Source organism: Rhizobium lusitanum (genome assembly GCF_014189535.1).
Taxonomy (GTDB): Bacteria; Pseudomonadota; Alphaproteobacteria; order Rhizobiales; family Rhizobiaceae; genus Rhizobium; species Rhizobium lusitanum_C.
The window spans coordinates 28860-51073 of record NZ_CP050306.1 but is presented as its reverse complement, the minus strand read 5'-3'; the positions used below and the strand labels follow the sequence as shown (position 1 = coordinate 51073).

Sequence of the window (22214 nt, the reverse complement as noted above, 5' to 3'; positions counted from 1 at the left end):
TCACTGTCGCTGATTGTGAAGCCGTCGTCTACCGCCGCTGACTACGGTCGGCACGCGTCTCTAATCACACCTTTGTCAGGATCAAGCCATAGAACAGCCCCTTGCCGGAAACCGTCGACCCTTGATCGCTCTCGATTGAACCGCCAAAAGCCGAAGCCAGGGCTTTGATGACGAGGCCTTTTGCTTCGGCAGAGGCGCCTGCCTTGAGCTTGAACGAGTATGTTACGTCGGCTCGGATTGCTTGCTTTGTCTGGTAAGCCAGGGATTTCTTTGAGAACTCTGCGACAATCTGCTTGCACGATGGTCCCAGCGTTGAGCGGACAGTTTCAAGGTCGTCGAATGCGAGCTTCTCGACGCTGACGTTGCTCAGCTTCAAAGTAACCGTATCAAGATAACTCGCGCTGGCGCCAAGACCAATTTGTATCAACGTTGACGGATCGAGTTTGAATGAGCTGTTTAAGGAGCGAGAGGCGTCTGCCGAGGCTGCTTTATCAATGATTGGTGGCGGCGCGTGGGCGAAGTCAGGTCGGCACAGATAGGTCAAGTTGAGCGGGGCGACCAGACCACTGCCTTTCACCGAGGTCACGAGCGAACCCGGACCATATGCCGTTGACGGAAGCGCAAGGGAATCATAGCCCAGCACTTTAATTGTGGAATTCAGATCCGGGGTATTTTCCGCCTGTCTGGTTGGCGAGCATGAACTCATCGCCAACGCCGACAACAGTAGTGCCACAATTATTTTCATCACGCAATTGTCCTCGCCCAGGTTTACTTCAATGAAACAGCTGCATTTCGAGCAACGTTCTCCCCCGTCTCGGCGAAAGCAGCGAATTGCTCTTTGCTGCCGAAGAAAACGTTGTAGTCCACGGCCGCTGAGATGCCGGGGATGTTCCCGTGATCGGTCATCTGCCAAAATGTCCAAGGATTGTCGCCGGCATAGCCAGGCGTGGTCTTGCGAAAGTCGGCATACCAAAGACCAAAATCGTTGAAGTCGCTTCCGAGGATGTCCCCGACCCCGAACCGCGAGGTGTAGATTATCGGACGCTTGCCGTAATAGTCCGCGAGCTCAAAAAGCAGTGCCTTCAAATTCGATCGGATTACGTCCGGGTTATCAGAGCAGGCCAGGAACAGCGAATGCGGATTTCCCCTGAACCATTCAAGGTCGACGGCAACGGGCAACAGATCCTTGTCCCGGGGGACCGTGGCTGTGATGTTTTTAAACTGAGCCTCGGGCGGGGAGCAATCGAAGACGTGATAGCCACCGAAGGAAACTTCCGTTTCTCCGGCGCCTTTCAAATATTGCTGAAATTTGGTGTCTTTTCCCTCTGAACCCTGGGTGGCCTTCGCATAGATGAATTTGACGAGCCCGCTTGCATTGATCGCATCGAACTTCAGATCGCCGGTATATCTTGCGACGTCTATACCTCGCACTGCGTAGGTCTCGGGCGGCGAAAACACCTTCAGGTCGGGTCGACCGGTCACCGCGCTGCCTGTCGTTTCGAAATCACGCTGGATCGTCGTCGCAGGATTCGGATCCCGGTTGCTTGCTTGCTCCTCCGATGTCAGCGGAACAAGGAAAAAGAACGCGCCATCGTAATTCTCCTCGGGCGCGATCGGCCCGGTTCTCAATTGCGGGTAATATTGGTTGGTCGCCGGATTGATGGCCTCAAGCGATTCATTCATCTCCTGCACCGCCCGGCCGAGACGCACAATGCTCGATCCGGCAACCTTTTGAGGTTCGCCACTTCCGGACGAAACCACTTGCGACGAATTTAAATCGGACGCGCCTCGATCGATCGCAGCGATCAGCTTCTCGAAAAACATTGTCCCCTTGCCGTCAGGTGCTCCCCAGGCAAGCTCGTCCGCCTTCGACGCTGTGACGGCATGCGCGCCCGGGCTGAGAGGAAAGCTCGTATTGTCACCCAATGATGTGTTGATCGGAAAGACCCCACCCGAGTAGCAGGAACCCAGCAAAGCGACCGAGTGATAGGTAAGGTGAGCGATCTTGCGCAGGCGGTTTTCGAGATCATCCAGACCGTAGCTGTGCGTAGGCAGCGGATCGGCCTCGCCAGTCGCCATCGACAGCGCAAGGCCGCCCGGCGATCGATCATCGGCACCCGGGATCCCATGCCCGTCATACATGAACAGGAACCGCGAGCGACCCTTGTAGTCGTTCACCTGGGTGAGGAGGTACTGTTCGAGGAAATAGTTTATCGCGTCTTTGGTCGCATGCTCGTTGTCGAGAACGATAACCTCGTCGAAGCCCTGGTCCTTCAAAAAGGCTTCAATGCGGGGAAGATCAGCCTTCACCGACTGTAGCACCTTGTCCTTTTCCTGCGTGAATGCCGGGTAGTTATAAACCGAAACGACAAACGCGAAACTTCTGATATCGGCGTCATCCTCCTTGGCTTTCGGAATAAGCTTTTCAATGCGCCAGTCAGGTTTGGAGGTACCTGGTTTCTTATAGACGACAAAGGCGTCGCAGTAGGGCGTGTTTTGAACCTCAGACGGACACTCGGCCGCGTTAGAAATCTGTCGGCTGACGAGGATTCCGCCGATGACGGCAACCAGCGCAACGGCAACCCGCCACACCCCGATTGATCCCCGGGCTCTCATTGCAAGCCGAACGTTTTTTTGAAGTCGTCGCTGGTCCCGTAAAAGACGGAGGTGTCGTAACTGGCGACCTGCCCTTTTATCAACGCTGCATCTGAGAATTGCCAGATTGCGGTCGTTGTGTTGGGAAGGACATTTGGCGCCTCCTTCAGCTTGCGTTTCGGATTGTAGTCCGCGATCCAAATCGGATAGTCCTTGAATGCGGCGACCCGCGACAAGGGGATCGTCTTGTCGGACCACCAGGACTTGGCGGTGTATAAAATGGGGCGTCGATGCGTTCGCGTCTCAATTTCTTTGAGGCAGGCCAGGGTCTCGGCAACAATTTCATCGGCAGAGTGGCCGATCCACTGATCAGGGTTTTTCTTCGTTACATCCCACTCAAGATCGACAACCGGCGGCAAATCTCCGGTCTTAATCCCGCCATGGAGAGTGATATAGTCAACGAACGCGTCAGCCTGCGGCTTTCCCGGCGACGTCGACGAGAGGAAGTGGTAGGCGCCTCGAGGCACCTTGACGGCAGGATCGAGCTTGCCCATTCCATCCCAAAACTGGGCGAATTTGGCATCTTTTGACGACGTCCCCTGCGTGGCCTTGATATAGACAAACCGTACGTTCTTCACCTTGAGATCGTCGAGATTGAGCCTTGAATCGGTGTAATGGCTTACATCGATGCCGAATATTGAATTCATGCGGTCGTGTTTTTCGATCCGGTCATAGCGCGCGTCATCCGGAAACGTGAACTGTGAGGGAATGGCCAATGGCTCGGCGCTGGAGGCCGGTGCAGCGGCGTCATAGGCCGCAACCTCATGCTCTGCAAAGGCTGCGCCACGGGAAGTATCTTCCGACTGATCATCTGGCAACGCCGTCCAGCTATCTTCAGTTCGCGTGCCTTCTTCAGCGCCGATTGGATGAGTGGCAGAAACATAAAATGTGCAAACGACGGCGATTTTCAGTGCGATGCCACTATACTTCATTTTTTTCCCCTTTGTCGGAATGGCCGAAAAGCCATCTAGCACACCAGAACTTGCAGGCGGCGCCCACGAGCGTAATGCAATTGGAAGATCAAATGCGTAGTTTGGGAAACGCAGCGCCGTGCAGGAAACGCACACTAGATTGAATGCAGACGCATCATAACTCAACTTCACCGTCAGTAAAGCGAATAAAAATGAGATGAGAATTACGGGCTTCGAAGAAGTTTTAAACTTCGATACCATCCTTTTCTGTAATTATTATCTTTGAAGATCGCTTCCCCAAAACCACGAACATTTATATCAATATAGATCTGTCTCGGATCACACTGACAGTGTATATGAAGAAACGCAGCCGAAGATTAAGCGGATTACGTCGATAACGTGCTTCTTTCGAAAAGCCGAGAGTCAGTGTTTCGCAGATGCGGCGGGTTTCAACTCTGAGCTCTAGGACGACGCTTGTTTACAGCGGATACGCGGCACGGTCGTCGCGCATTGTCACGCATAAGATGCAAGGCTGGATCTTCCCCGTGAGATGTGACTGTGCTGGACGAGCTTCTTACGCTTTGATGGGAACCGAACCGACGACCCTGTTGTTACAAGAGGTATCCGTCTGAAATTCCTCAGTAACGGACATCGGCTTGCCTCCTTGGAATGCCGATGTGGGGCCGGAAGCGGAAGCTCCGCTATGGGCCGCATTTGGCGGCTAGCTGCCGTTCAGCAAGCGACCTCATTTCCGCCGTTCAAAGGGTTCTGCAACGGCCCTGAAAGTGGACACTTGCAGAGGCTTCTGTCCGCTACCATGAATGTCGCAGAAATCTGGCGCAAAACCCATACGAAACTCCGGATTTATCCGACAAAGAGAATTTAGCCGCAAGAAGCGGGTGGCCTATGGCTCCGTAGATCAGGCCATCTGTCCTCATGTATTGAACATGAGGACAATCGATGTTGAATTCCATCACGCTCTGACCCGTCTTTCCGCTTGGCGCTGGCCCTGTTGGATGGAGACAAGCCTATGAAGGGCTTCATTATTTTGAACCAATTGTGGGTTATCGCGAAATGGCAAACGGGGTGATTTTCATATGAAATTCAATACTCTAAGTTTTATCGCAAGCGCTTATGAAACATTGACGCGAAAAGTAGAAGAGCGGAGAGAGCAGCCACAGCCGAGGCCACCCGGATAACTGCTTGGAAATCGTAGGCTTGCGCTATGAGGCCGGTCGCGGGGCCTGCAAGAATGCCGCTGACACTCAGAACATTCCAGTAAAGCGCGGTGGCCTGCGCCGGGCGGTCGCCGGAGAAAGATTGCAGGAAACTGATACCGATGCTGGCATAGAGACCATAATACAGCCCCTCCAAGGCAGCGCCCGCCAGCATCTGTGGATAGGTCTGCACATAGGACAGCAGCAGGATCGTCACGGTTGCCAACAGCGCCACCACGACAAGTGGCCCTTTCAGACCGAAGCGGGAGATGATCATTGTGGCGTGGTGAAGATCGCGAAGACCTCCACGAAGGTCTTCATGCTGAAGGCCGTGCCTGGCGCATAGCCCGGCAGCCCAACTTCCCGTACGTAGAACAGTGGCAGTGCGCTGAATGTTAGCGAGTGCGCCGAGGACAGACAGAAAACGAACGCGGCCGCCAACCACAGGCCGATGGGCTTTTGGGCAGAAGATGTGTGCACTGATCCGGTCTTGGGGCGAAGCGTCATATCGCTCGGGATAATCATCCACCACATCAGCGCCCAACAGAGTGCCAGTGCCAAGGCGAGCTTGAAGACGGCAGCTTCACCGAAGCGCTCCGAGAACAGGAACGCCACCGCCGGGCCGATCATCCAGGCGGTTGATGTAGTGGCGCGCAGGTAGGCGTTGGACCGGCCACGCGTGATCTTGCCGCGTTCTGCCACGACCGCCCCGAGACTGAACATGGTGGCTACGGCACTACTGCTCAGGCCGAATCCGAGCACGCCAAAGCTCAAAACGATCCAGATGGACGGTGAAATCGACAAGGCAGTCGCGGCAAGAAGATAACCCGCCAGCGCTACCCCAATCAGCGGAAAAGGCGCAATTCCCGCATCCAGCCAGCGACCAAAAGTGCGGGTACAGATTATGCCGAGAACGGTAACGCCACCCGCATAGAGGCTAATTGTCCACGGCGCGCGCCCCAGACCCTCCACAATGTAGTAAGCCATGAACGGCACGATCATCGAACTGCAGGTCGTGCCCATGAACAACACAAGCAAGAAGGCGTAAAGTGAGAGCGACCGGCTGCTCATCGTCGCAGTCATAGAGATGCCTTTCGAGATGCTGTCATGGATATTTCCGCAACGTGCAAATTCAGGTCGATAAGCACGAACTATGACAGCCGTGTAACGGGCTCGTGGTGAAACGATGAAGTAGACACTTGGTTTGCCTGCTTCGGGCCGACCGCGGACGAAGATGTGATCTCGCACCGCCCAGGGAAAAGCTATGAAAGAGCTTGATCTCGGCCCGCCGATTAGAGATGCGCCGGCAAAAGCCGGAATCGGGACCGAGAGCCCCCGACGCGCGGGCCTGCTCTTAACCCAGCGACCGCCGAAGTATCGCGTTTGGGCGGCCTGATGTGCATTGCTCTTGAACGGATCGGAATCTACGACCACTCCGGCACCAACTACCTAAAATCCCGCGTCTTCACCTTGATCGCATCAAGATGCAGATAGGGATCTTATCCCGAGCCCGAGACTATGCCGATCAGGCTGCCTAAGCCTCGGGATTTCCGGTAAGAAACGCCGCATCGGCTCGGCATAGTTTGGGTAGGAAGACAAGCAAGCAAGATCTCATCGGCGACGGCAACCCCGAGCAGCGCATGCAGAGCGCTGTTCGGGCGAAAACAGCCAGCGGTAGTTGCGAGCGCCGGGCGACCAATGGCCGGCGCTCGCTTCGGCTGATTAGAGCGCGTTCAAGAATGACAGCAGCTTATCATCCGGTACGAAACGGCTCGCTTTCCGTCCCTCCAGCGGCGTCACCCTCGCCAAAGCGGCCTCCTTGAGCGCGATATGCGCATGGAGATAGGTCAGCGTTGTTTGACTCGACTCGTGACCAAGCCATAGCGCAATCACCGTCAGATCGACACCGGCCAATAGCAGCTCCATGGCGGCGCTGTGCCGAAGCGTGTGCGGTGATACGCGTTTTGCCCTCAGGGAGCGACAGGTCTCCGCTGCGACGCTCACGTATTTAGACAGCATGAACTGTACCGCGTCGGCACTCATGCGATCTCCATGGACGGTTGGAAAAAGCGCTGTCGATCGGTGACGCGGTGGTTCAGTGAGCCACTTCTTGACGGCCTCCCGTGCCAGTTTGGTTAGCGGGGTACTTCTCTCCTTTCGCCCCTTTCCGACGCATCGAATATGCGCGCCAGCGCCGAGCTGAATGGCATCGCGATTAAGGCCAGTAATCTCGGAGAGTCTCAAGCCGGTCTGTACCGCCACGAGCAACAGCGTGTAGTCGCGGCGGCCAGCCCAGGTCATCTTATCGGGAACGGCGAGAATTGCCTCTATCTCGGTTCGTCCGAGGAATTCGACTTCTCGACGCGCAACGCGTTTTGGAGGGATCGCGAGGACACGTTGAATCTGCAAGCTATATGCCGGTTCTTCGAACGCAACGAAACGAAAGAACGTCCTGATGGACGTCAGCCGCAGATTGCGTGACCGTGCTCCGATGCTCCGCTCAACCTCCAAGTGCTCAAGGAAGCCGGCGATCAGCGGGGCGTCCAGGTCGGCGAGGTCCAGCTGTGACGGCAGTCGACCAACTTGCTTCGACGCGAAACGAAGAAGCAGCCGAAACGTATCCCTATAGGAGGCAATCGTGTTGGCGCTGACATTCCGCTGTTGCATCAGCCGCTGAGTGAAGAAACGCTCGATCAAGGACGGAAGGATCGTCAGAGTCATGGCGTCGCCCCCCATCTTCTTTCCAAACGATCGGCGGCATGGCGCATCAGTTCCGGGCACGCCGATAGATACCAATACGTGTCGCGGGTGTGGGTGTGTCCGAGATAGGTGGACAAGACCGGAAGCATCCGGTCGACGTCGTCCCCGGACTCGTACCATCGCAACAGTGTGTTGACGGCATAGGTGTGCCGAAGGTCGTGGATCCTCGGGCCGCGTGTCCCGACAGCTCCGCGAAGGCCGGCGCGCCGAATACTCGTTATGAAGACCAACTCGACGCGCTGGATATGCAGTCCTTTGCCACGTTCGCCGACGAAAAAGTGATCGCTCAGCCGCCTTGGCGGGCTGGCATCCCGCCGTTCACAATAATCCCGAAGCACCGCGACGGTCGTCTGATGGACCGGAACGATCCGCGATTTGCCGAACTTCGACTCTTCGACGGAAATAACGCCGGCATCGAGATCTACATCTGAACGCTTGAGACGGATAGCTTCTCCAAGCCGCATTCCGGTCACTGCCAGCAGACCAATGCAGCAATGGAAGGTCCATTGCCCGAAGCCATTCCTGGAGCGCCATCGCTTTATCTCCGAGAGAAGGGCTTCGATCTCCTCCGCGGTATAAATGTGAGGTTGTGGCCGGTGATGCTGCGGAAACACCCCGGTTGGGGGATCTCGGTGAGTGGCGCGGTGTCGGCGAGATACCGGGCGAATGTTCGAACCGCCGAGAGCCGGATCGCCCACGTTGCCGGGCCAGCCGAGCTTCCAGCCCATTCTATTGCCAGTTTGCCTGTGACGACCGTCGCTCCCCGCCTATCCATGAAAGCGACGAAGTTGCGGAGTTTGCCTTCATCATTTAGTTTGAAGCCCAGCGCTCGCTTTGTCAGGAGATAAGTCTCAAGAGAGCCGTGGAGTTTTGTCATCGGGCGCCCTCCGGCCAGGGCTGGCTCAGCAGGCGGAGACGCGGAAGATCCACCTTGGCGTAAATCCGTGTGGTGTCGTGACTCAGATGTCGAAGGACTTGGCCGATCTCATTTAGAGTAGCACCGGATCGAATCATATCTGTCGCCAATGTGTGCCGGAAGACATGCGATCGAACGTTTGCGATCCCGGTAATGCCGGCGCGCTTCAAAGCCCTCGTGGCGACTAAAATGACGCCGGTAGCCGTTGGGAAACCCACCTTCCGCGTCTCAAGGCGCAGGAAGACCTGCCGTGACACTGAAGATGGTCGATCGTTTACCAGATAGTCTGCGATCGCCGTTCCGACGTCGCACGGCAGAGGCAACACGGACTGCGTTCCGGCCTTGCCCGTGATGGAAACCACACCAATTTGCCAGTCGATGTCATCCAGCGCCAGTTTTGAGACTTCGTGGGCACGCAATCCCAAGCGGGCCAACAGCAGCAGGATTGCATAGTCACGACGCCCCGCCGACGTGGTGCGATTGCAGGCATCCAGGACACTCTGCAGCTGTACAGGGGTCAAGAACTTTGGCAGCTTTGCGTGTCTGCGCCCGCTGATAGCCGGAATGCTCGATGACAGATCCTTATCGAGCAAGCCTGCGGTAAACAGGTATCGCAGGAATGACCGCAACCGCGTAAAGACGCCTTGCATAGTACTTATACTGCGATCACGGACGTGCCTTTCAATGTAGCTGATAATGTCTTGACGAGATATCTGCGCTAGCTCGTCTGCCCCGTTCCAGATCTCCCTGAAAAACGGCCGCGCGTAGTATACGCTGGCCTTGATCGTGGTAGGATGAAACCCACGCGTCCTTCTCAGGTACTCACTGAACGAGTTGAGAATCTGCTCGTGCGGGTCTGCAATGGGCAAGCCGTCAACGGCGCCAGCATCAAGCTGTTCGGCAAGGAATCGGAAAACGGCAGATCTATCTCCGTTTCGAAGCTTGCCAATCTTTCTTCGGTGGCTCAGGAAACTGGAGACCGTTTTGGGTGAAACATCACTTCCATCGTTATGATCATCGATAAGCCACCGCGCATACTCTCCGACCATCCTTGTCGCCCGGCAGATTGACCGCAGGCGATAGCCGGCAGCTTGCATCCGAGTGATGTACCCTTCAACGTCCTCTCGAAAAATCCACCCATCAAACCGCTGCCATAGCTGGCGGCTGTAAAGATTAATGGTCGTGGTCATCTTGATCTCCTTTGCATTGTTGCAAGGAGGGCAGAATACTATGCCGAGCCGATGCGGCGTTTCTTACCGGAAATCCCGAGGCTTAGGCAGCCTGATCGGCATAGTCTCGGGCTCGGGATAAGATCCCTTATGCCGAGTTCGGCATAAAGGATCGACGATGTCCCGCGCCCGCGCCCTTTCGGAAACCCGCGCGGATCCGGCACCGGCGACCCATGATGAAACTCATCCCCTCGCCCATGCGGAAGCGGAAAGACGGCATCCCGATCCCCAACACTCGCCAGCTCCGCCGACAAATCCGTCAGCCGATGCGCAACCAGATGCACAACCTCCCCTTCCCGCTGGATGCGGTCATAGACGCCGATCATGCCGGCCCCAAGCACGACGCGGCGGTATTTCTCGAAGGTCTTTAGCCAGACGACGAGATTGGCAATGCCGGTTTCATCCTCGATGGTGATGAACATCACCCCCTTGGCGGAACCTGGCCGCTGGCGAACAAGGACGAGGCCGGCGGCCTCGAGCCATGTGCCATCCCGGGCCTGCATTGCATCACGGCAGGTGAGAATACGGCGCCTGGTGAGGTCGGCGCGCAGGAATGAGAGCGGATGGCTGCGCAGGGTCAATCCGACATGGCCGTAATCTTCGACCACCTCGCCGCCCGATGTCATCGGTCGCAGCGCCACCGTCGGTTCGTTCAATTCCGCCACGGTCTGGTGTTCCCGAGCGGATGCGGCCGCAAACGGTGGTAGCGGTTCGTCACGCAACGCCTTGATCGCCCAGAGCGCCTCACGCCGGGTAAGTTTCAGGGATGGCTGGAAGGCATCGGCTTGAGCAAGCTCAACCAGCGAAGCGGATGTCCGCAGCTCGCTGGAGCGCGTGGATGATGGGCAGAGATGTGAAACCATATCCGTGCCATCCTCCAGAAGATGGGTGGCAAAGCTATGCCTCAAGGTGTGTGGACTGACGCGCTCGTGGATGCCGGCAACATCGGCAGCTTCCTGAACCGCCCGATGCAGTTGCCGCGACGAGATCGGATCGGTGCGGCTACGTCCCGGAAACAGCCAGCCATGAGGCAGCATCACGCCGCGCCGCTTTCCTTCGCGCCACCACAGCCGCAGCAGTTCGAGGAGCTGCGGAGAAAGCATGGCATTGCGATCCTTGCGTCCCTTGCCTTGTTCGACCCGGATCAGCATGCGTTTAGAGTCGATGTCATCGACCTTGAGATGCGCGACCTCGGAGACGCGCAACCCAGCGCCATAGGCCACGCCGAGCGCCGCTTTGTATTTGATGCCTGGCGCTGTCTCGAGCAACCGCGCAGCTTCCTCAATACTCAGCACATCCGGTAGCTTGCGCGGATTGCGCGTTATCACCAGCGCTCGCGCCAGATCCCGTCGCTTCAGCGTCACCGTGAACAGAAAGCGTAGCGCCGAAACCGTGCTGTTGATCGTCGCGGGGCCCACGCCGTTCTCATGCTGATGCAACTGGAAATGCCGTATGTCTTCGACCGTCACCGTATCAGGGGCACGCCCAAGAAACGCAGCGAAGCGCCGGACGTGGCGGACGTAGTCCTGCCGAGTGTGGGACCCCAACCCTCGCATCACCATGTCTTCCTGCATGCGCTGGCGAAGCGGTGTGGTCGGGGCATCGTGTTGAAAGCTGGCCACGCGAGAAGAAAATGGATCGCGCCTTCAATCGGCTGGTGCTTAGTTTTCAAGAACGACAAAACCTGCCCAATGTCGTATTTGGCTGGGCGCAGAATACCCACCTGTCGTGGCTTTGTCGAAAATCTGCGTCACCATCAAATTGAACCGAGCAATGAAGGAAATAGCGTGAGTCTTTTTTTCCCGTCACCGTTGATACAGGAAAACATAAATTCGGCTGTGAGTTGGATGACCGGCGACGACGACTTTCTCGCCGAGGTCTATCTCAGCACGCCTACCGCCCGGATACAGATTAATTTTGGTGACACGCATCGGCACGGCGGGGTCGTGCGATTAAAGGCGCTGGAAAAGGCAATTGCTACGGCCAAGGATCATTTGAAATCCCTACCACTGAAGCAGAGGCTCCTATTCAAGCTCGCTTATTCTGGTCGCGGAAATCACCAGCTCTCAACTGATCTTCACCAGACACTAGAATGGGCTGATAGCATCGGGCTGCTCGCTAGCGGGATGATATTCAATCAGGTCTTCAGCAAGAACATTGCGGAGAGCTTTATTTGGCTGGGCTTTCCCGACCCCAAGATTGCGGTGCTTTTCAAGTTGGCAGGGTACGATCATACATTACTTTGACGAAGGATCAAAAGCCGTCGCTGGGCGATCGTTGGCATCTGCACATCCCAGGAGCGAAACTCTATGTTGCGCTGTTCGCAACGATACGCCGGTGTCCGGCCAGCGTCCGAAATATGCGACATACTCGGACCCCAATCTCAATGGTCGCCTTGAGCGGACTCGAACTTTCGGAACCCTATTTGTCTTCGCCACTTCGAATCAAATCACTACTTGGCTTTCGAACCGGAGGACAGCCTGTTGATTTCCACTGAGAAGTGCCCCGGCTGGGGGTGCGGACGAAAACTTGGACCACCAGGAGGTAGTTCATGTATTCCTACGCAGACAGACTTCGAGCCGTTGAGCTTTATATCAGGCTTGGCAAGCGACTTAACGGGACCATTCGCCAGTTGGGTTACCCCACAAAGAATGCGCTGAGGGGTTGGTACCGCGAGTACGTACAGCATCTCGACCTGCGTATTCAGCCGGTAGCTCGAGCGCCAAAGTATTCCGAGAGTCAGAAGCAGGCGGCACTTGAGCATTACCGCACCCATGATCGTTGCATCTCTGCGACGATGAGGGCGCTCGGCTATCCTGGTCGAGGAACTCTGACCGCATGGGTACGGGAGGCCTTTCCGGAGACACGAACATCGATGGTCGGTCGATCGTGGCGCCCTGCCTATCCCGCAGCGGTGAAGCAAGCTGGTGTCATCGGACTATGTAGTGGAAATGAAAGCGCCCAACAGGTGGCTGACCGGCTGGGCGTCTGTAGGCCGACGTTGTACAACTGGAAAGACCAGCTACTCGGTCATGAGGCTCCTTCATCCATGAAACGCCGCAAAACCACCCCGCAGGCGCCGGAACGCGAGGAACTCGAGCGACAGCTTGAAGCCCTCCAACGTGATGTTCGCCAGTTGCAACTCGAGCATGACCTCCTGAAGAAGGCCAATGAACTCCTAAAAAAAGAACTGGGCGTCGATCTGCAGATCCTGAGTAATCGGGAAAAGACACAGCTGGTTGACGCCCTTAAAGATACCTATCGCTTGCCAGAACTGCTCGCACAGCTGCAAATTGCGCGAAGCTCCTACTTTTATCATCGCACGCGCATGTGTCTGGCAGACAAGTATGCCGCCGTCCGGCACAGCCTTGCGGAAATCTTTGAAGCGAACCGTCGTTGTTACGGCTACCGCAGACTACAGGCGTCACTGGCCAGGAAGAGCGTGATCATCTCGGAAAAGGTTGTCCAGCGCTTGATGAAGCAGGAGCACCTGGTCGTGGCCAGACCGCGCCGACGGCGTTTCGGATCATACTTGGGAGAAATAAGTCCGGCACCCGAGAACCTGATCAATCGCGACTTCCATGCGAAAGCGCCGAACGAGAAATGGCTGACAGACATCACCGAGTTCCAGATCCCAGCCGGGAAGGTGTATCTCTCGCCCATCATCGATTGCTTCGACGGAATGGTCATCAGTTGGTCGATTGGAACGCAACCAGACGCGGGGCTGGTCAATACTATGCTGGATGCAGCTATTGAGACCGTGACCGACGGCGAGGAACGGCCAATCGTCCATTCCGATCGCGGAGCCCATTATCGCTGGCCAGGCTGGCTAACGCGGATCAGCGAAGCGAAACTGGTTCGCTCGATGTCCCGAAAGGGCTGCTCACAAGATAACGCCGCATGCGAAGGCTTCTTCGGCCGATTGAAAACGGAACTATTTTATCCACGAGATTGGAAGACCATCACAATCGAACAGTTCGTCGCTGAGGTAGATGATTACATCCGCTGGTACAATGAAAAGCGCATCAAGATATCGCTGGGATCGCTAAGCCCCGTCGAGTATCGTAAGAGCCTCGGCATTAGCATATGAAGCAGTCCAACTTTTTATCCGCACCCCCTATCCTGTGCCGCCGGGTCACTTCTCAGTGGAAATCAACAAATTAGTGTGTTGAAGGCGTTGACCGCAAAGATCGGCATGGTGCCAGGTGAGCCGTAGCGCCAGGTGATCGGCATTGTGAGACCCAAGTCGTAACCCCTTTCTTGCCCGATAATCTTGAGCGCCGCTTAGATCCTCGGAGGCATATGCGCCTTGTCCAGGCGACGATGAATGAGCGAGACGATGGTAAGAAGATCTTCCGCGTCTTCCTTCGACATCGCCCAATGGATGCGAGCGTCGTGAGCTGTCGGGTTCCGAAACATCCCGAATGTACCTCTCACGAGATTGGCAAAACCACTATGTTCGCTCCGCTCGCTTACGGTGCTGCGAGGATTGATGGCTAGAAGTGGTGGCTCACCGCCGAGAGTACGATCGACCAAGGCCGCGCCGTCGTCCGAAAGCCCGGTGCGCATACGCATCTTGTCGGCGACGCTCTTCACCGCCTCCTGGACAGCATGGAAATAATTGTCAGCGAGAAGTTCGGCTCGACAGAATCTAAGCACATCGGGATGCACGCCACGGCCTTCGAGATCAGCCCGCAGTTCGCGCGCGCGCCGTTGTGCTTCGGGAAGGGTTTGCGCGACCTCGGCTGCCTTGAGCTCGCCGGACTGATCGACGACCAAGCCGGCAAATGCGAGCGCTTGGTTGAGAAGCGCTCGCATCGGCTCATAGCGCTCGGGTGCGCGACTGTAGCGCGCTGGCTTCATCGCGAGACGGATAAATTGTAGGATGTTCGTTCGGTTGCGCTTGGTATTCTGGCATTCCGCAAACGCGTTGTAGATGCGGACCCTCTTTGTCATCGGGCCGGGATCATCCATTTTCGTCGAAGCGATCAGATGCTGAATCTCCGGCCCGGTCAGGCCTGCATCCGTATCGCCAAGTGCGCCTGCGATTGCTTCCAATTGATCCTGCGAGAACAGCACCATTTTTTGGGCCACCTCGCGTTAAAATCTGAACCCAAGCAGACTTCCGCTTGGGTCTGTGTCGGTCAGGCGCATACGCACATGGGCGTCAATGTCGAAACCCGAAGAGAAATCATTGACCGGAACCATGTCAGTGTTCAACGTGCAAATATATTGAAAGCCATATTTGCCAGACATTTCAGCGGCCAATTCAAGAGCATGGGCACGTTGCCGCGGATCAACGCCATCGAAGATGGTGCTGTCGTGAATGAGGAAGTCGATACCCAAGCCGCGCAGTCGCGCGAACGAAATCAGCATAAGATCGTAACAGAAAATTTTCATCTTGCTGATGCCCTCGCTCGGGCTGCCAGCAATTTCGACATCAAACTTATATCCGGTGTCATCGATATCGATCACGAGCCGGCCGGCCGCCTTATAAAGCGTCTCGGAGTACTCCGAGAACAGACCGAGTGCTTGGGACCATAGCGCACGCCGCTCTTCATAATCCAGTATTGTGGCTCGCTTGAGCTCTACGGTCTCTACCTTGATCGTGTCCGACTTGGTGGTCATCTGGCGGAGCTGCGTGATCCGGTTCGTCAGCTCATCCACCTTAAGGCGCGTGCCAGCGTGAAGCTCCTGCAACTGGGTAAGTTCCTCAAGCGCACCCTGCCCGGCCAACACGCCGAGATAGCCGGCACGGCGATCAGTTAGCGTCACGATCTGAGCTTCGCGACCTGTTAGTGCAGCTTCAAGCGCCGCAACCTCGCCGGCAATAAATTCGCGGCGATTCGCGACAATCTTCTGGTTGAAGGCGCGCGCATCCGACAGGGTTTTCGTAACGGCGCCTGGCAGCGCGATCCCAGCCTCAACGTAGAGCGCCTCTAGGCGGTCCGTTGTGGGCGTATCCTCGCCCACGAGGGACGCACGATAGCGCTCAAGCCGGCGCTTATCGACAATATTGGCATTCACCTGACTGTGGATTTCGCTCGTGAGACGGTTCGCCTGTGCCTCGATTTCGCGGTACTGGGGCAAAACACGGAAATTCGACAGAGCCTCGCGTTCCCGCTCGAGGTGGGTGTTAAGACGCAGGCGCTCCGCCTCAAGCTCGCCGAGCGAAGAAAGCTCGCCGTCGACTGCACCTGTCTTTATCGCCTGCTTCAGCGCGTCCAGCGCGTTTTTCTGATCTTTCAATTGCTGCCAGATCGCGGCCTTCTCCCAGTTTAGCCCGAGCAAGAAGGCATTGTGGACCTGGATGTCCCAGGTCTTCTGATTATCAAAATGCTTGAAAGGGGTGTTGTAGGCTGCCGTTTGGTTCCGCACGAAATAGGAAAGGAGCGACCGAGCGGAGGGCTTATAACCGGGCGTTGGCGCGAGCTCGCTGATTCCGAACAATGCCCAGGAAAGCACCGCTCTCCATTTCTTGGAGTCAAGCCCCGGCACCCCCTCCTTGTCCGGAGTCGGTTGCACAGGCCACCCCGCGGTGGATCCCTCAATGGCAAAGAAGTTCGGCACATCAGGAGACCGCGTCACTGCAACGTCGTTGCCAGCAACAGACAGCTCCAGAGTGAACGCCCAGCCCTGCAATGCCTCGACACGCAGGCCTTTCCCGGGCGAGGAGTTACTCGCCAAACAGAAGTCGATGATCTCGATCAGCGTCGACTTCCCCAAGGCGTTTGTCGTGTCCTTGTCTCCAGCTGCCGTGGAACGGTCAGCAAGAATGAGATTAACGCCGGGTGTGAATGCGGCGGTATGAAATCCCTTCTTATTGGCGCGCACAGCTCGGATCATGTCACGGTCCTGACGATGAGCCCGTCTTTGATGTCGATGGCGCCAATAAGATAAAGGAGATTGGAGGCGAGGACGAAGCGCTCGAACGTGCCGACATTCGGCTCCGAACGGAGACGCTCCCAGAGACCGGAAACGGTCATGGGTCCACTCAGTTGGGCCAGAAGGGTTGCCCCAACGCCAATCAGCGCTTCACTTTGCGGAATATGTTTTGTCGGAAGGATCATTTCTCGAACACATCGCAGATTTCGAACAGGTAGATCAAGACCGCGATGCCTGCGGTCTTATCGGCTTGACGTTTAAGGCCTCGTTGGGCGAAGGCACACATCAACTCGAACAGTTCGTCGCCCTTGTGACCTTCTTTACGCCGCGCATAATATTCTTCGAGGAAACCGGCCTTCAGCCGCTCCGGAAAATCGGAATCAAGCTGCGCTTCAGCCTCGACATAATCGCCGACAGTCGCACGCGCCGTCATGCCGGCGGCGATAATATGTCTAGATCCGTTCGAGAGCGCGTTCTTTTTGATCTTTTCGTCAGGCGTAATCAGGTCGAACGACCCATTGGTCGCCGGCGTCTGCTTGGCCACCCAGGAGACAGCGTTTTGCAACTCGGGAAAGGCAACATCCGCAAAGGCTTCTTCCATCGCTTGATGGACTTGGTTTTCGTGGCTTTCTTTCAATTCCTGAAGAGTGGAGGTCGGCCAATCGGCCTCGACCTTGTCGATGATCGTATGATGATCGGTACAGAGATAGAGGAGATTGCGGACGTTATCGCGCTCAGCGTCAGTCATCGACGCGTCATAGCGCGCTGCCGTAGGCTTCTCGCCACGAATATGGGCGGCCTCACCGACATACGTATCATCGCCCACCTTCGCATCGTAGGTTAGGTGCTTGCCACACTTCGGAAAGGCACAAACGCCACCACTCCGAAAAAGCCAAAATGATCCTAGTCGGATAACTAGCGCCCATGGGCGTCGCCAGCTTGCGAAACACCGTTTTGTGGTACCGCCAACCTCCGGGCTGCGGCAGTCAAGGTCGGAAGCTTGTGTTTAGTTGACTGGACCGAGTGATGATGACCCCTCCTCGTGGCGTGTGGTGGATTATTCATTGAGAGCGTCTTGTAGTTTTCTGATTTGTGCAAGTATTACATCGAAAGCCAAAGGCTTTTCATCGAACATCATCGGCGCCATAGCCCTGTAGTCAGAACGCAGATCCTTGATCCGCGCCTCGCTGGGCATCAGTCGCAGCGTGCCCGGCCGAGCGGTATCATAGCTGGCCCACCCTGACCGGAAGAAGGTCGCTTTGTGCTTTGCCACCGTTGCGAGAAGGCCCAAATCCGTGGCTGCGGCTTTGCCCTCATCGGTGTCGAGAAGCATTGCCAGATCATAATAGTGCCGCGAAAAATACTGCGGTGTCGCCGTTTCTGCGGGACGGTGGGCCTCCGCGTGCAACGCTGTGGCCTTCTCCCAGAAGGTCCGTTGCGCGGAGAGAACGGTTACAGTGCTATCAGGCTCTTCGAAGAAGTCGGGATAGTCCTCCGCCGCATATGAGCGAATGACCCTCTCTTCGGTGGGCCACGGATCGCCGCGCGCGCCGAGCTCGAGTTTCACACGCGGCGTGATGTAGGCCATGCCTTCATAGTCGGAAGTACCCAGAACTGTCGGATAGTGAAAATTAATCGTCTGCGCGTCGTTGCCGTCGATTTCCAATGACCACTCGCCATTGGTCGGCCCGCCGATTTGTGCGACAATCGCGGACCGCAGAGCGGGCAGCAGCTTTTCGGCAATATGCTGCTCGACATCGCTTACCATGGCTTCGATAAGCTTGTTCGCCTGTTTCTTACTGATGCCTTCCTGCTCGGGATCGCGGTCGCCCGTGTATCCAAGCTCCGTCCGATCGAAAGACAGATCTATATCTTCGGAGAAACGGCGGATGGCGCCAAACGCCTTGAAAGGGACGTGCCACCCTTGAAGACAAGGGTAGCGGTATCCTTATGCTGCAGGCCGAAAAGTCGCTTTAAAGTCCAGCAGACCCAAAAGTCCTTTTCTATGATGGTATTGGCTACGCCTCGGCCAGCGCCCGTCTCGCTAAAGAGGGCCGCTCGATCATCGGCTGGAAGAAGAGCCACCTTATCCATCGATCTCACCCGACGCTGTGTTGGCGATCGAGACGAGCGTCGGCCGCATCCAAGCAGGGGCCCGGATCGCATTGGATGCAAGCGTCTTCTTGTCGCTAGCCGACAACCGCCGCGACGCGATCTGCGCAACGTCGGCGGCCCTTATCGCCCCTACATGACGAAGCGCCTGGACGACGGTACCCGCGGCACTGCCCGGGGCAATGAGATGCTTGGGCGAGGCATGACGCAGATCGACGACGCGCTTACCCAGCACGACACGGCGGGAGGGGCCGTCTGTCAAATAGGAGCTCTTTGCCGGGACTTGTGTTGACAAGCCAAGTTCATTCGCCGCTCGCGCGCCGGCTATCTGCACCTGGGATCCGGTCTCCCGCGCTAACGCTTTCGCGACATCGTCAGGTGCTGGAGAAAGCGGACCCAGTTGCGGATGAACCTTCGGGAAATCGTACAGGCCTCGCGCCAGGCGGCGAAGCTTTCCGTTCTTGGTCAACCGGGAAAGGGCTTGGTCGACAGCCGACCGTGCGGCCACGTCCAAAAAGTCGCCGGGCGTGAAGACGCCACCTCGTCCGCCAGCACGGGCGCGCTTCATAATTAAGGCTGGGACTGATATCGCCGCTGTTTTCATGTGTCAGAAAATAGCCTATATTTTTCTGACACTCAAGCCCTGAGATCACCGCTGGTACGCCCTTCTAGGCGCTGACTTTGTTAGGGGGCGCTGGCATCGTGAAATTAAGCAAGTCTTTGTCCTCACTATGGGCGCCCAGCAAGAGCACGACATTCTGCCTACAGTACAATTTCATGTGCATGAAAGCTCTGTATGTCCTGCACCAAGTCGACGCTAGAAACAATTTAGCATACCTTTCCCCTATGCTTACGGCGAATCGTGATGGTCTGAGAGTAGATGCTGCAGCGTCAGAGCGCGGACCGGTCTATTTGTGCGCAAAGTGCGCGCGCGAGGTAACTCTTAAAAAAGGGCGGATCGTCATACATCATTTCGCGCACAAGCCGCCGACGGATTGCACCTGGGCGTCAGATGAGACCCAAGCTCATCTTGCGTCGAAGCTCTGCCTGAGGGACACCTACCGTCGCCGTGGCTATCAGGCCGACTATGAGGTTGAAGTTCTTTCCTCGGGCGGCGACCGACGCGCGGATGTCCTTATCACAGCGCCCAACGGGGATAGGGTCGCGATCGAAATTCAGCACCAACCGATTCTGTTCGACGAGATCGAGCGGCGTACTCAAGCTTATATCGCCGCAGGAGTACCGGTTATGTGGCTCGGCATCTTAACCGACAAAATGCGTGAGGGTACACAAACCACCCCAGCCGGACTCGTCATCCGCAAGTATACAATCAGACCTTGGGAAAAATGGGCACACGCCTTCTGCTTCAAGGAACTGTGGTACATTGATCCGTTCGAGGGAACCCTTTGGAAGGGAGTTTTTAGCGACCATATCATCGAGGTCGAAAGCACATCCTGGTACAGCGAGGGCGGAGAAGAGCAATCTGGCGGCGGCTACACGCGACGGTCGAAGCGCTGGAGGACGTTGCACCTCCAAGGCCCATACAGCCTAAACACTATTGGCGTGTCGCTGAAGTCGCGATCGGCTTGGACTTCAACGGTTTTCAATCTGCCTGCTGGTCGCTTCGCGGTTTTCGCCGGGCCGTTGGGCTGAGTTATCGTCATCCCAGTACAAATGCATCAGAATGCCAGTAAAGCTTTTGAGTGCCGGTACTGAGCGTCGCGTAGGTTTTTATGATTTATGCCTGGGGGCAATTGAGGGGAAATGAAAAGCGTCGGTCGAAATGACCCTTGCTGGTGCGGCTCGGGTGTAGAGTACAAGAAATGCCATTTGAACCGGAGCGTTCAGGAGAAGGGCAATCCCTGGGACGCGGTTGCAGCGAACAGGTCGGCATTTCAAGTAAAGAAGTGCTACGCTCAGGACGCAGGTCTAGGCCCTTGTGAGGGCAAGATAATAAAGGCTCACACGGTATCACGTGGACCCAATCTTACAAAGATCGCACGGTTGGGCAAAGTCGTACGATATCGAGCAGACCCGGCCGAACTCTCAAAGAACGGCGGGAGACTGTCGGTTGGCGAGATCGGCATCGCGGACGCGTCGGTGTTCCATGGGTTCTGCGCCGGTCACGATCGCGAACTGTTCTCATGCATCGAAAATGAACCCTTCGCCGGAAGGGCGGACCAGTGCCTCGCCGTGGCGTACCGGACTCTGAGCCGCGAATACTACGGCAAGAATGCCGCTGCCCACCTCAGAGAAACTCTGCGCGGTGCTGACAAGGGCAGATCTATTTTCGAACAGCTCCAGCTTCAACGTCTTCTGGCCCTGATGGAGCAAGGCAACGAACTGGCAAGAAAGGACCTGAAGCACACGCACGACAGGATTACGCAGGCGATGGCTCAGAGGCAGAGCGACGTCCTGCAATCGTTGATCATCGAGTTTGGCGCGATCCTGCCCTTCATGGTCGCGGCGGCATGGTCTCCTTTCACGGATCTGTATGGGAAACAGATACAGAATGGCTATGTGGATGAATTGCTGGAACAGATCCTTGTATCGAGTTTCGTCGCGGACGGTCAAAGCTGCATCTGCATATCCTGGTTGGATAAGGCCAACGCGCCAGGTCAACTGATCGCCAACCAAGCTCGAGAAATGGCACTCGATCTCCTTGGCTCTACAATTCTTCAATTCGTTGCCATGCACGCCGAGAACATCTTCTACGACCCGGTCTGGTTTGAAGGACTTGATCCCGCGCAACGGAAGCGACTGGATGCGCTGGCGGCAGCTGGCATGGATACGATGGGGAGTGTTCCTGATATGGCCATTGACCGGAACTTGAGCTTTGGCCTGCCAGCCATTACGCGGATTTTCGAAGTCGGCGGTAAGACCTGAGCGCAGTGAAGCAGCCGGGAAGCGCCGCGGCGCCGTCCACCTGCAAAACCGTGGAAGCTCTGATCGTTTTCATCCTTTCACTTCATGCTGATGACCTTGATTTCCAAGCCGATGCGTTGGAAGAACGTAGGTGGCATCACGGAAATGGATGGTGGCATGCTCTACTTTGCTTACGGCTCGAACATGGATCCCGCGCAGATAATGGAACGCTGCCCCGAGGCGACGCTCGTAGGGTTGGGCTACCTTGCAGATCATGGGCTCTGCTTTCCGCGCAAGTCGAAGAACCGCGGTTGCGGTGTGTCCTCCGTCGAGCCGAAAATCGGCCACGACACCTGGGGCGTCGTTTGGGAGCTTACGGACACAGATCTGTCTGCGCTCGATAGGAACGAAGGGTATCGCCACGATAGAGACCAGCGGCAAACGCGTACAATCGCCGAACTGTGACCATCAATTTAAATGGCGAGTGGCTCGAAACCGAAACGTATGTCGCGTCCCCCCAGGACGGCAAGCATCTACCGAATGTGGCGTATCTTGCACATCTGCGTGACGGCGCGGCACATCACGGCCTTCCAGAACCATATCGCGCATATCTAGAAGCATTGCCTCACGATCTCTCAGGTTAATTATTCTTCCGAAATTGACA

The 22214-nt window shown here is 56.4% G+C and carries 19 protein-coding genes and 4 pseudogenes; 7 read left to right on the top strand and 16 right to left on the bottom strand.

Annotated elements, in window-relative coordinates; genetic code table 11:
• Window positions 1–64 precede the first annotated feature (64 nt).
• The 10 genes and pseudogenes from HB780_RS02880 to HB780_RS02840 form a co-directional block, all read right to left on the bottom strand.
• A complete protein-coding gene (locus tag HB780_RS02880; protein WP_183686753.1) occupies window positions 65–748 on the bottom strand; it encodes a hypothetical protein in 684 nt (227 codons plus the stop codon).
• A gap of 20 nt (window positions 749–768) precedes the next feature.
• Window positions 769–2592: a GH25 family lysozyme gene (locus HB780_RS02875; protein ID WP_183686752.1), complete on the bottom strand. Its 1824-nt coding sequence runs from the start codon at window positions 2590–2592 to the stop codon at window positions 769–771.
• Window positions 2593–2612: 20 nt separating this feature from the next.
• On the bottom strand, window positions 2613–3827 hold the full coding sequence (locus tag HB780_RS02870; protein WP_286202877.1) for a glycoside hydrolase family 25 protein: 1215 nt from the start codon (window positions 3825–3827) through the stop codon (window positions 2613–2615).
• Window positions 3828–4685: 858 nt separating this feature from the next.
• Entirely contained in the window at window positions 4686–5060 is a 375-nt protein-coding gene (locus tag HB780_RS32835; RefSeq protein ID WP_286202876.1) for an MFS transporter, read from the bottom strand.
• Entirely contained in the window at window positions 5057–5866 is an 810-nt protein-coding gene (locus tag HB780_RS02865) for an MFS transporter (RefSeq protein WP_286202875.1), read from the bottom strand. The genes HB780_RS32835 and HB780_RS02865 overlap by 4 nt, the downstream gene beginning before the upstream one ends.
• A 639-nt stretch (window positions 5867–6505) precedes the next feature.
• On the bottom strand, window positions 6506–7504 hold the full coding sequence (locus HB780_RS02860) for a tyrosine-type recombinase/integrase (protein WP_183686462.1): 999 nt from the start codon (window positions 7502–7504) through the stop codon (window positions 6506–6508).
• On the bottom strand, window positions 7501–8271 hold the full coding sequence (locus HB780_RS02855; protein WP_286202888.1) for a tyrosine-type recombinase/integrase: 771 nt from the start codon (window positions 8269–8271) through the stop codon (window positions 7501–7503). Before HB780_RS02855 ends, HB780_RS02860 begins: the two co-directional genes overlap by 4 nt.
• Window positions 8272–8416: 145 nt before the next feature.
• Window positions 8417–9649: a tyrosine-type recombinase/integrase gene (locus tag HB780_RS02850; protein WP_183686459.1), complete on the bottom strand. Its 1233-nt coding sequence runs from the start codon at window positions 9647–9649 to the stop codon at window positions 8417–8419.
• Between the two features lie 38 nt (window positions 9650–9687).
• A pseudogene (locus tag HB780_RS02845) lies at window positions 9688–10500 on the bottom strand (hypothetical protein); the annotation flags it as partial.
• A gap of 48 nt (window positions 10501–10548) precedes the next feature.
• Window positions 10549–11262: pseudogene (locus tag HB780_RS02840) on the bottom strand (tyrosine-type recombinase/integrase); the annotation flags it as partial.
• Window positions 11263–11295: 33 nt separating this feature from the next.
• Here HB780_RS02840 and HB780_RS02835 point away from each other — a divergent pair.
• Window positions 11296–11934, top strand: coding sequence for a hypothetical protein (locus HB780_RS02835; protein ID WP_183686853.1), 639 nt, complete (start codon window positions 11296–11298; stop codon window positions 11932–11934).
• Window positions 11935–12239: 305 nt separating this feature from the next.
• Entirely contained in the window at window positions 12240–13778 is a 1539-nt protein-coding gene (locus HB780_RS02830; protein WP_183686203.1) for an IS3 family transposase, read from the top strand.
• A 194-nt stretch (window positions 13779–13972) separates the two neighbouring features.
• Here the strand turns inward: HB780_RS02830 and HB780_RS02825 are convergent, their stop codons facing one another.
• The 6 genes and pseudogenes from HB780_RS02825 to HB780_RS02800 all read right to left on the bottom strand — a co-directional run bounded on the left by HB780_RS02825 (window position 13973) and on the right by HB780_RS02800 (window position 19253).
• Window positions 13973–14770, bottom strand: a complete 798-nt coding sequence (locus HB780_RS02825) for a TIGR02391 family protein (protein ID WP_183686851.1) — start codon at window positions 14768–14770, stop codon at window positions 13973–13975.
• Window positions 14771–14788: 18 nt separating this feature from the next.
• Window positions 14789–16534 (bottom strand): DUF2326 domain-containing protein, encoded by a 1746-nt coding sequence (locus HB780_RS02820; RefSeq protein WP_183686849.1) that lies wholly within the window; start codon window positions 16532–16534, stop codon window positions 14789–14791.
• A complete protein-coding gene (locus HB780_RS02815) occupies window positions 16531–16758 on the bottom strand; it encodes an ABC-three component system middle component 6 (protein ID WP_183686847.1) in 228 nt (75 codons plus the stop codon). Before HB780_RS02815 ends, HB780_RS02820 begins: the two co-directional genes overlap by 4 nt.
• On the bottom strand, window positions 16755–17399 hold the full coding sequence (locus HB780_RS02810; protein WP_286202887.1) for an HNH endonuclease: 645 nt from the start codon (window positions 17397–17399) through the stop codon (window positions 16755–16757). The genes HB780_RS02815 and HB780_RS02810 overlap by 4 nt, the downstream gene beginning before the upstream one ends.
• Before the next feature lie 231 nt (window positions 17400–17630).
• Window positions 17631–18667: pseudogene (locus HB780_RS02805) on the bottom strand (nucleotidyl transferase AbiEii/AbiGii toxin family protein).
• On the bottom strand, window positions 18660–19253 hold the full coding sequence (locus tag HB780_RS02800; protein WP_183686845.1) for a DUF6088 family protein: 594 nt from the start codon (window positions 19251–19253) through the stop codon (window positions 18660–18662). Before HB780_RS02800 ends, HB780_RS02805 begins: the two are co-directional and overlap by 8 nt.
• A gap of 215 nt (window positions 19254–19468) precedes the next feature.
• Here HB780_RS02800 and HB780_RS02795 point away from each other — a divergent pair, with 215 nt between their 5' ends.
• The 5 genes and pseudogenes from HB780_RS02795 to HB780_RS33320 all read left to right on the top strand — a co-directional run bounded on the left by HB780_RS02795 (window position 19469) and on the right by HB780_RS33320 (window position 22194).
• Window positions 19469–20338 carry a competence protein CoiA gene (locus HB780_RS02795; RefSeq protein WP_286202886.1) on the top strand — a complete coding sequence of 290 codons (870 nt, stop codon included), beginning with the start codon at window positions 19469–19471 and terminating at the stop codon, window positions 20336–20338.
• 111 nt (window positions 20339–20449) lie between these two features.
• Window positions 20450–20494, top strand: a pseudogene (locus HB780_RS33325) (SEC-C metal-binding domain-containing protein); the annotation flags it as partial.
• Window positions 20495–20689: 195 nt separating this feature from the next.
• Window positions 20690–21571 (top strand): hypothetical protein, encoded by an 882-nt coding sequence (locus HB780_RS02790; RefSeq protein ID WP_286202885.1) that lies wholly within the window; start codon window positions 20690–20692, stop codon window positions 21569–21571.
• Window positions 21572–21727: 156 nt separating this feature from the next.
• Window positions 21728–22015 carry a gamma-glutamylcyclotransferase family protein gene (locus HB780_RS02785; protein WP_183686841.1) on the top strand — a complete coding sequence of 96 codons (288 nt, stop codon included), beginning with the start codon at window positions 21728–21730 and terminating at the stop codon, window positions 22013–22015.
• The gene (locus tag HB780_RS33320; RefSeq protein ID WP_183686839.1) at window positions 22012–22194 is read left to right on the top strand and encodes a gamma-glutamylcyclotransferase family protein; all 183 of its coding nucleotides are present in this window, start codon (window positions 22012–22014) and stop codon (window positions 22192–22194) included. The genes HB780_RS02785 and HB780_RS33320 overlap by 4 nt, the downstream gene beginning before the upstream one ends.
• The last annotated feature ends 20 nt before the right edge of the window (window positions 22195–22214 follow it).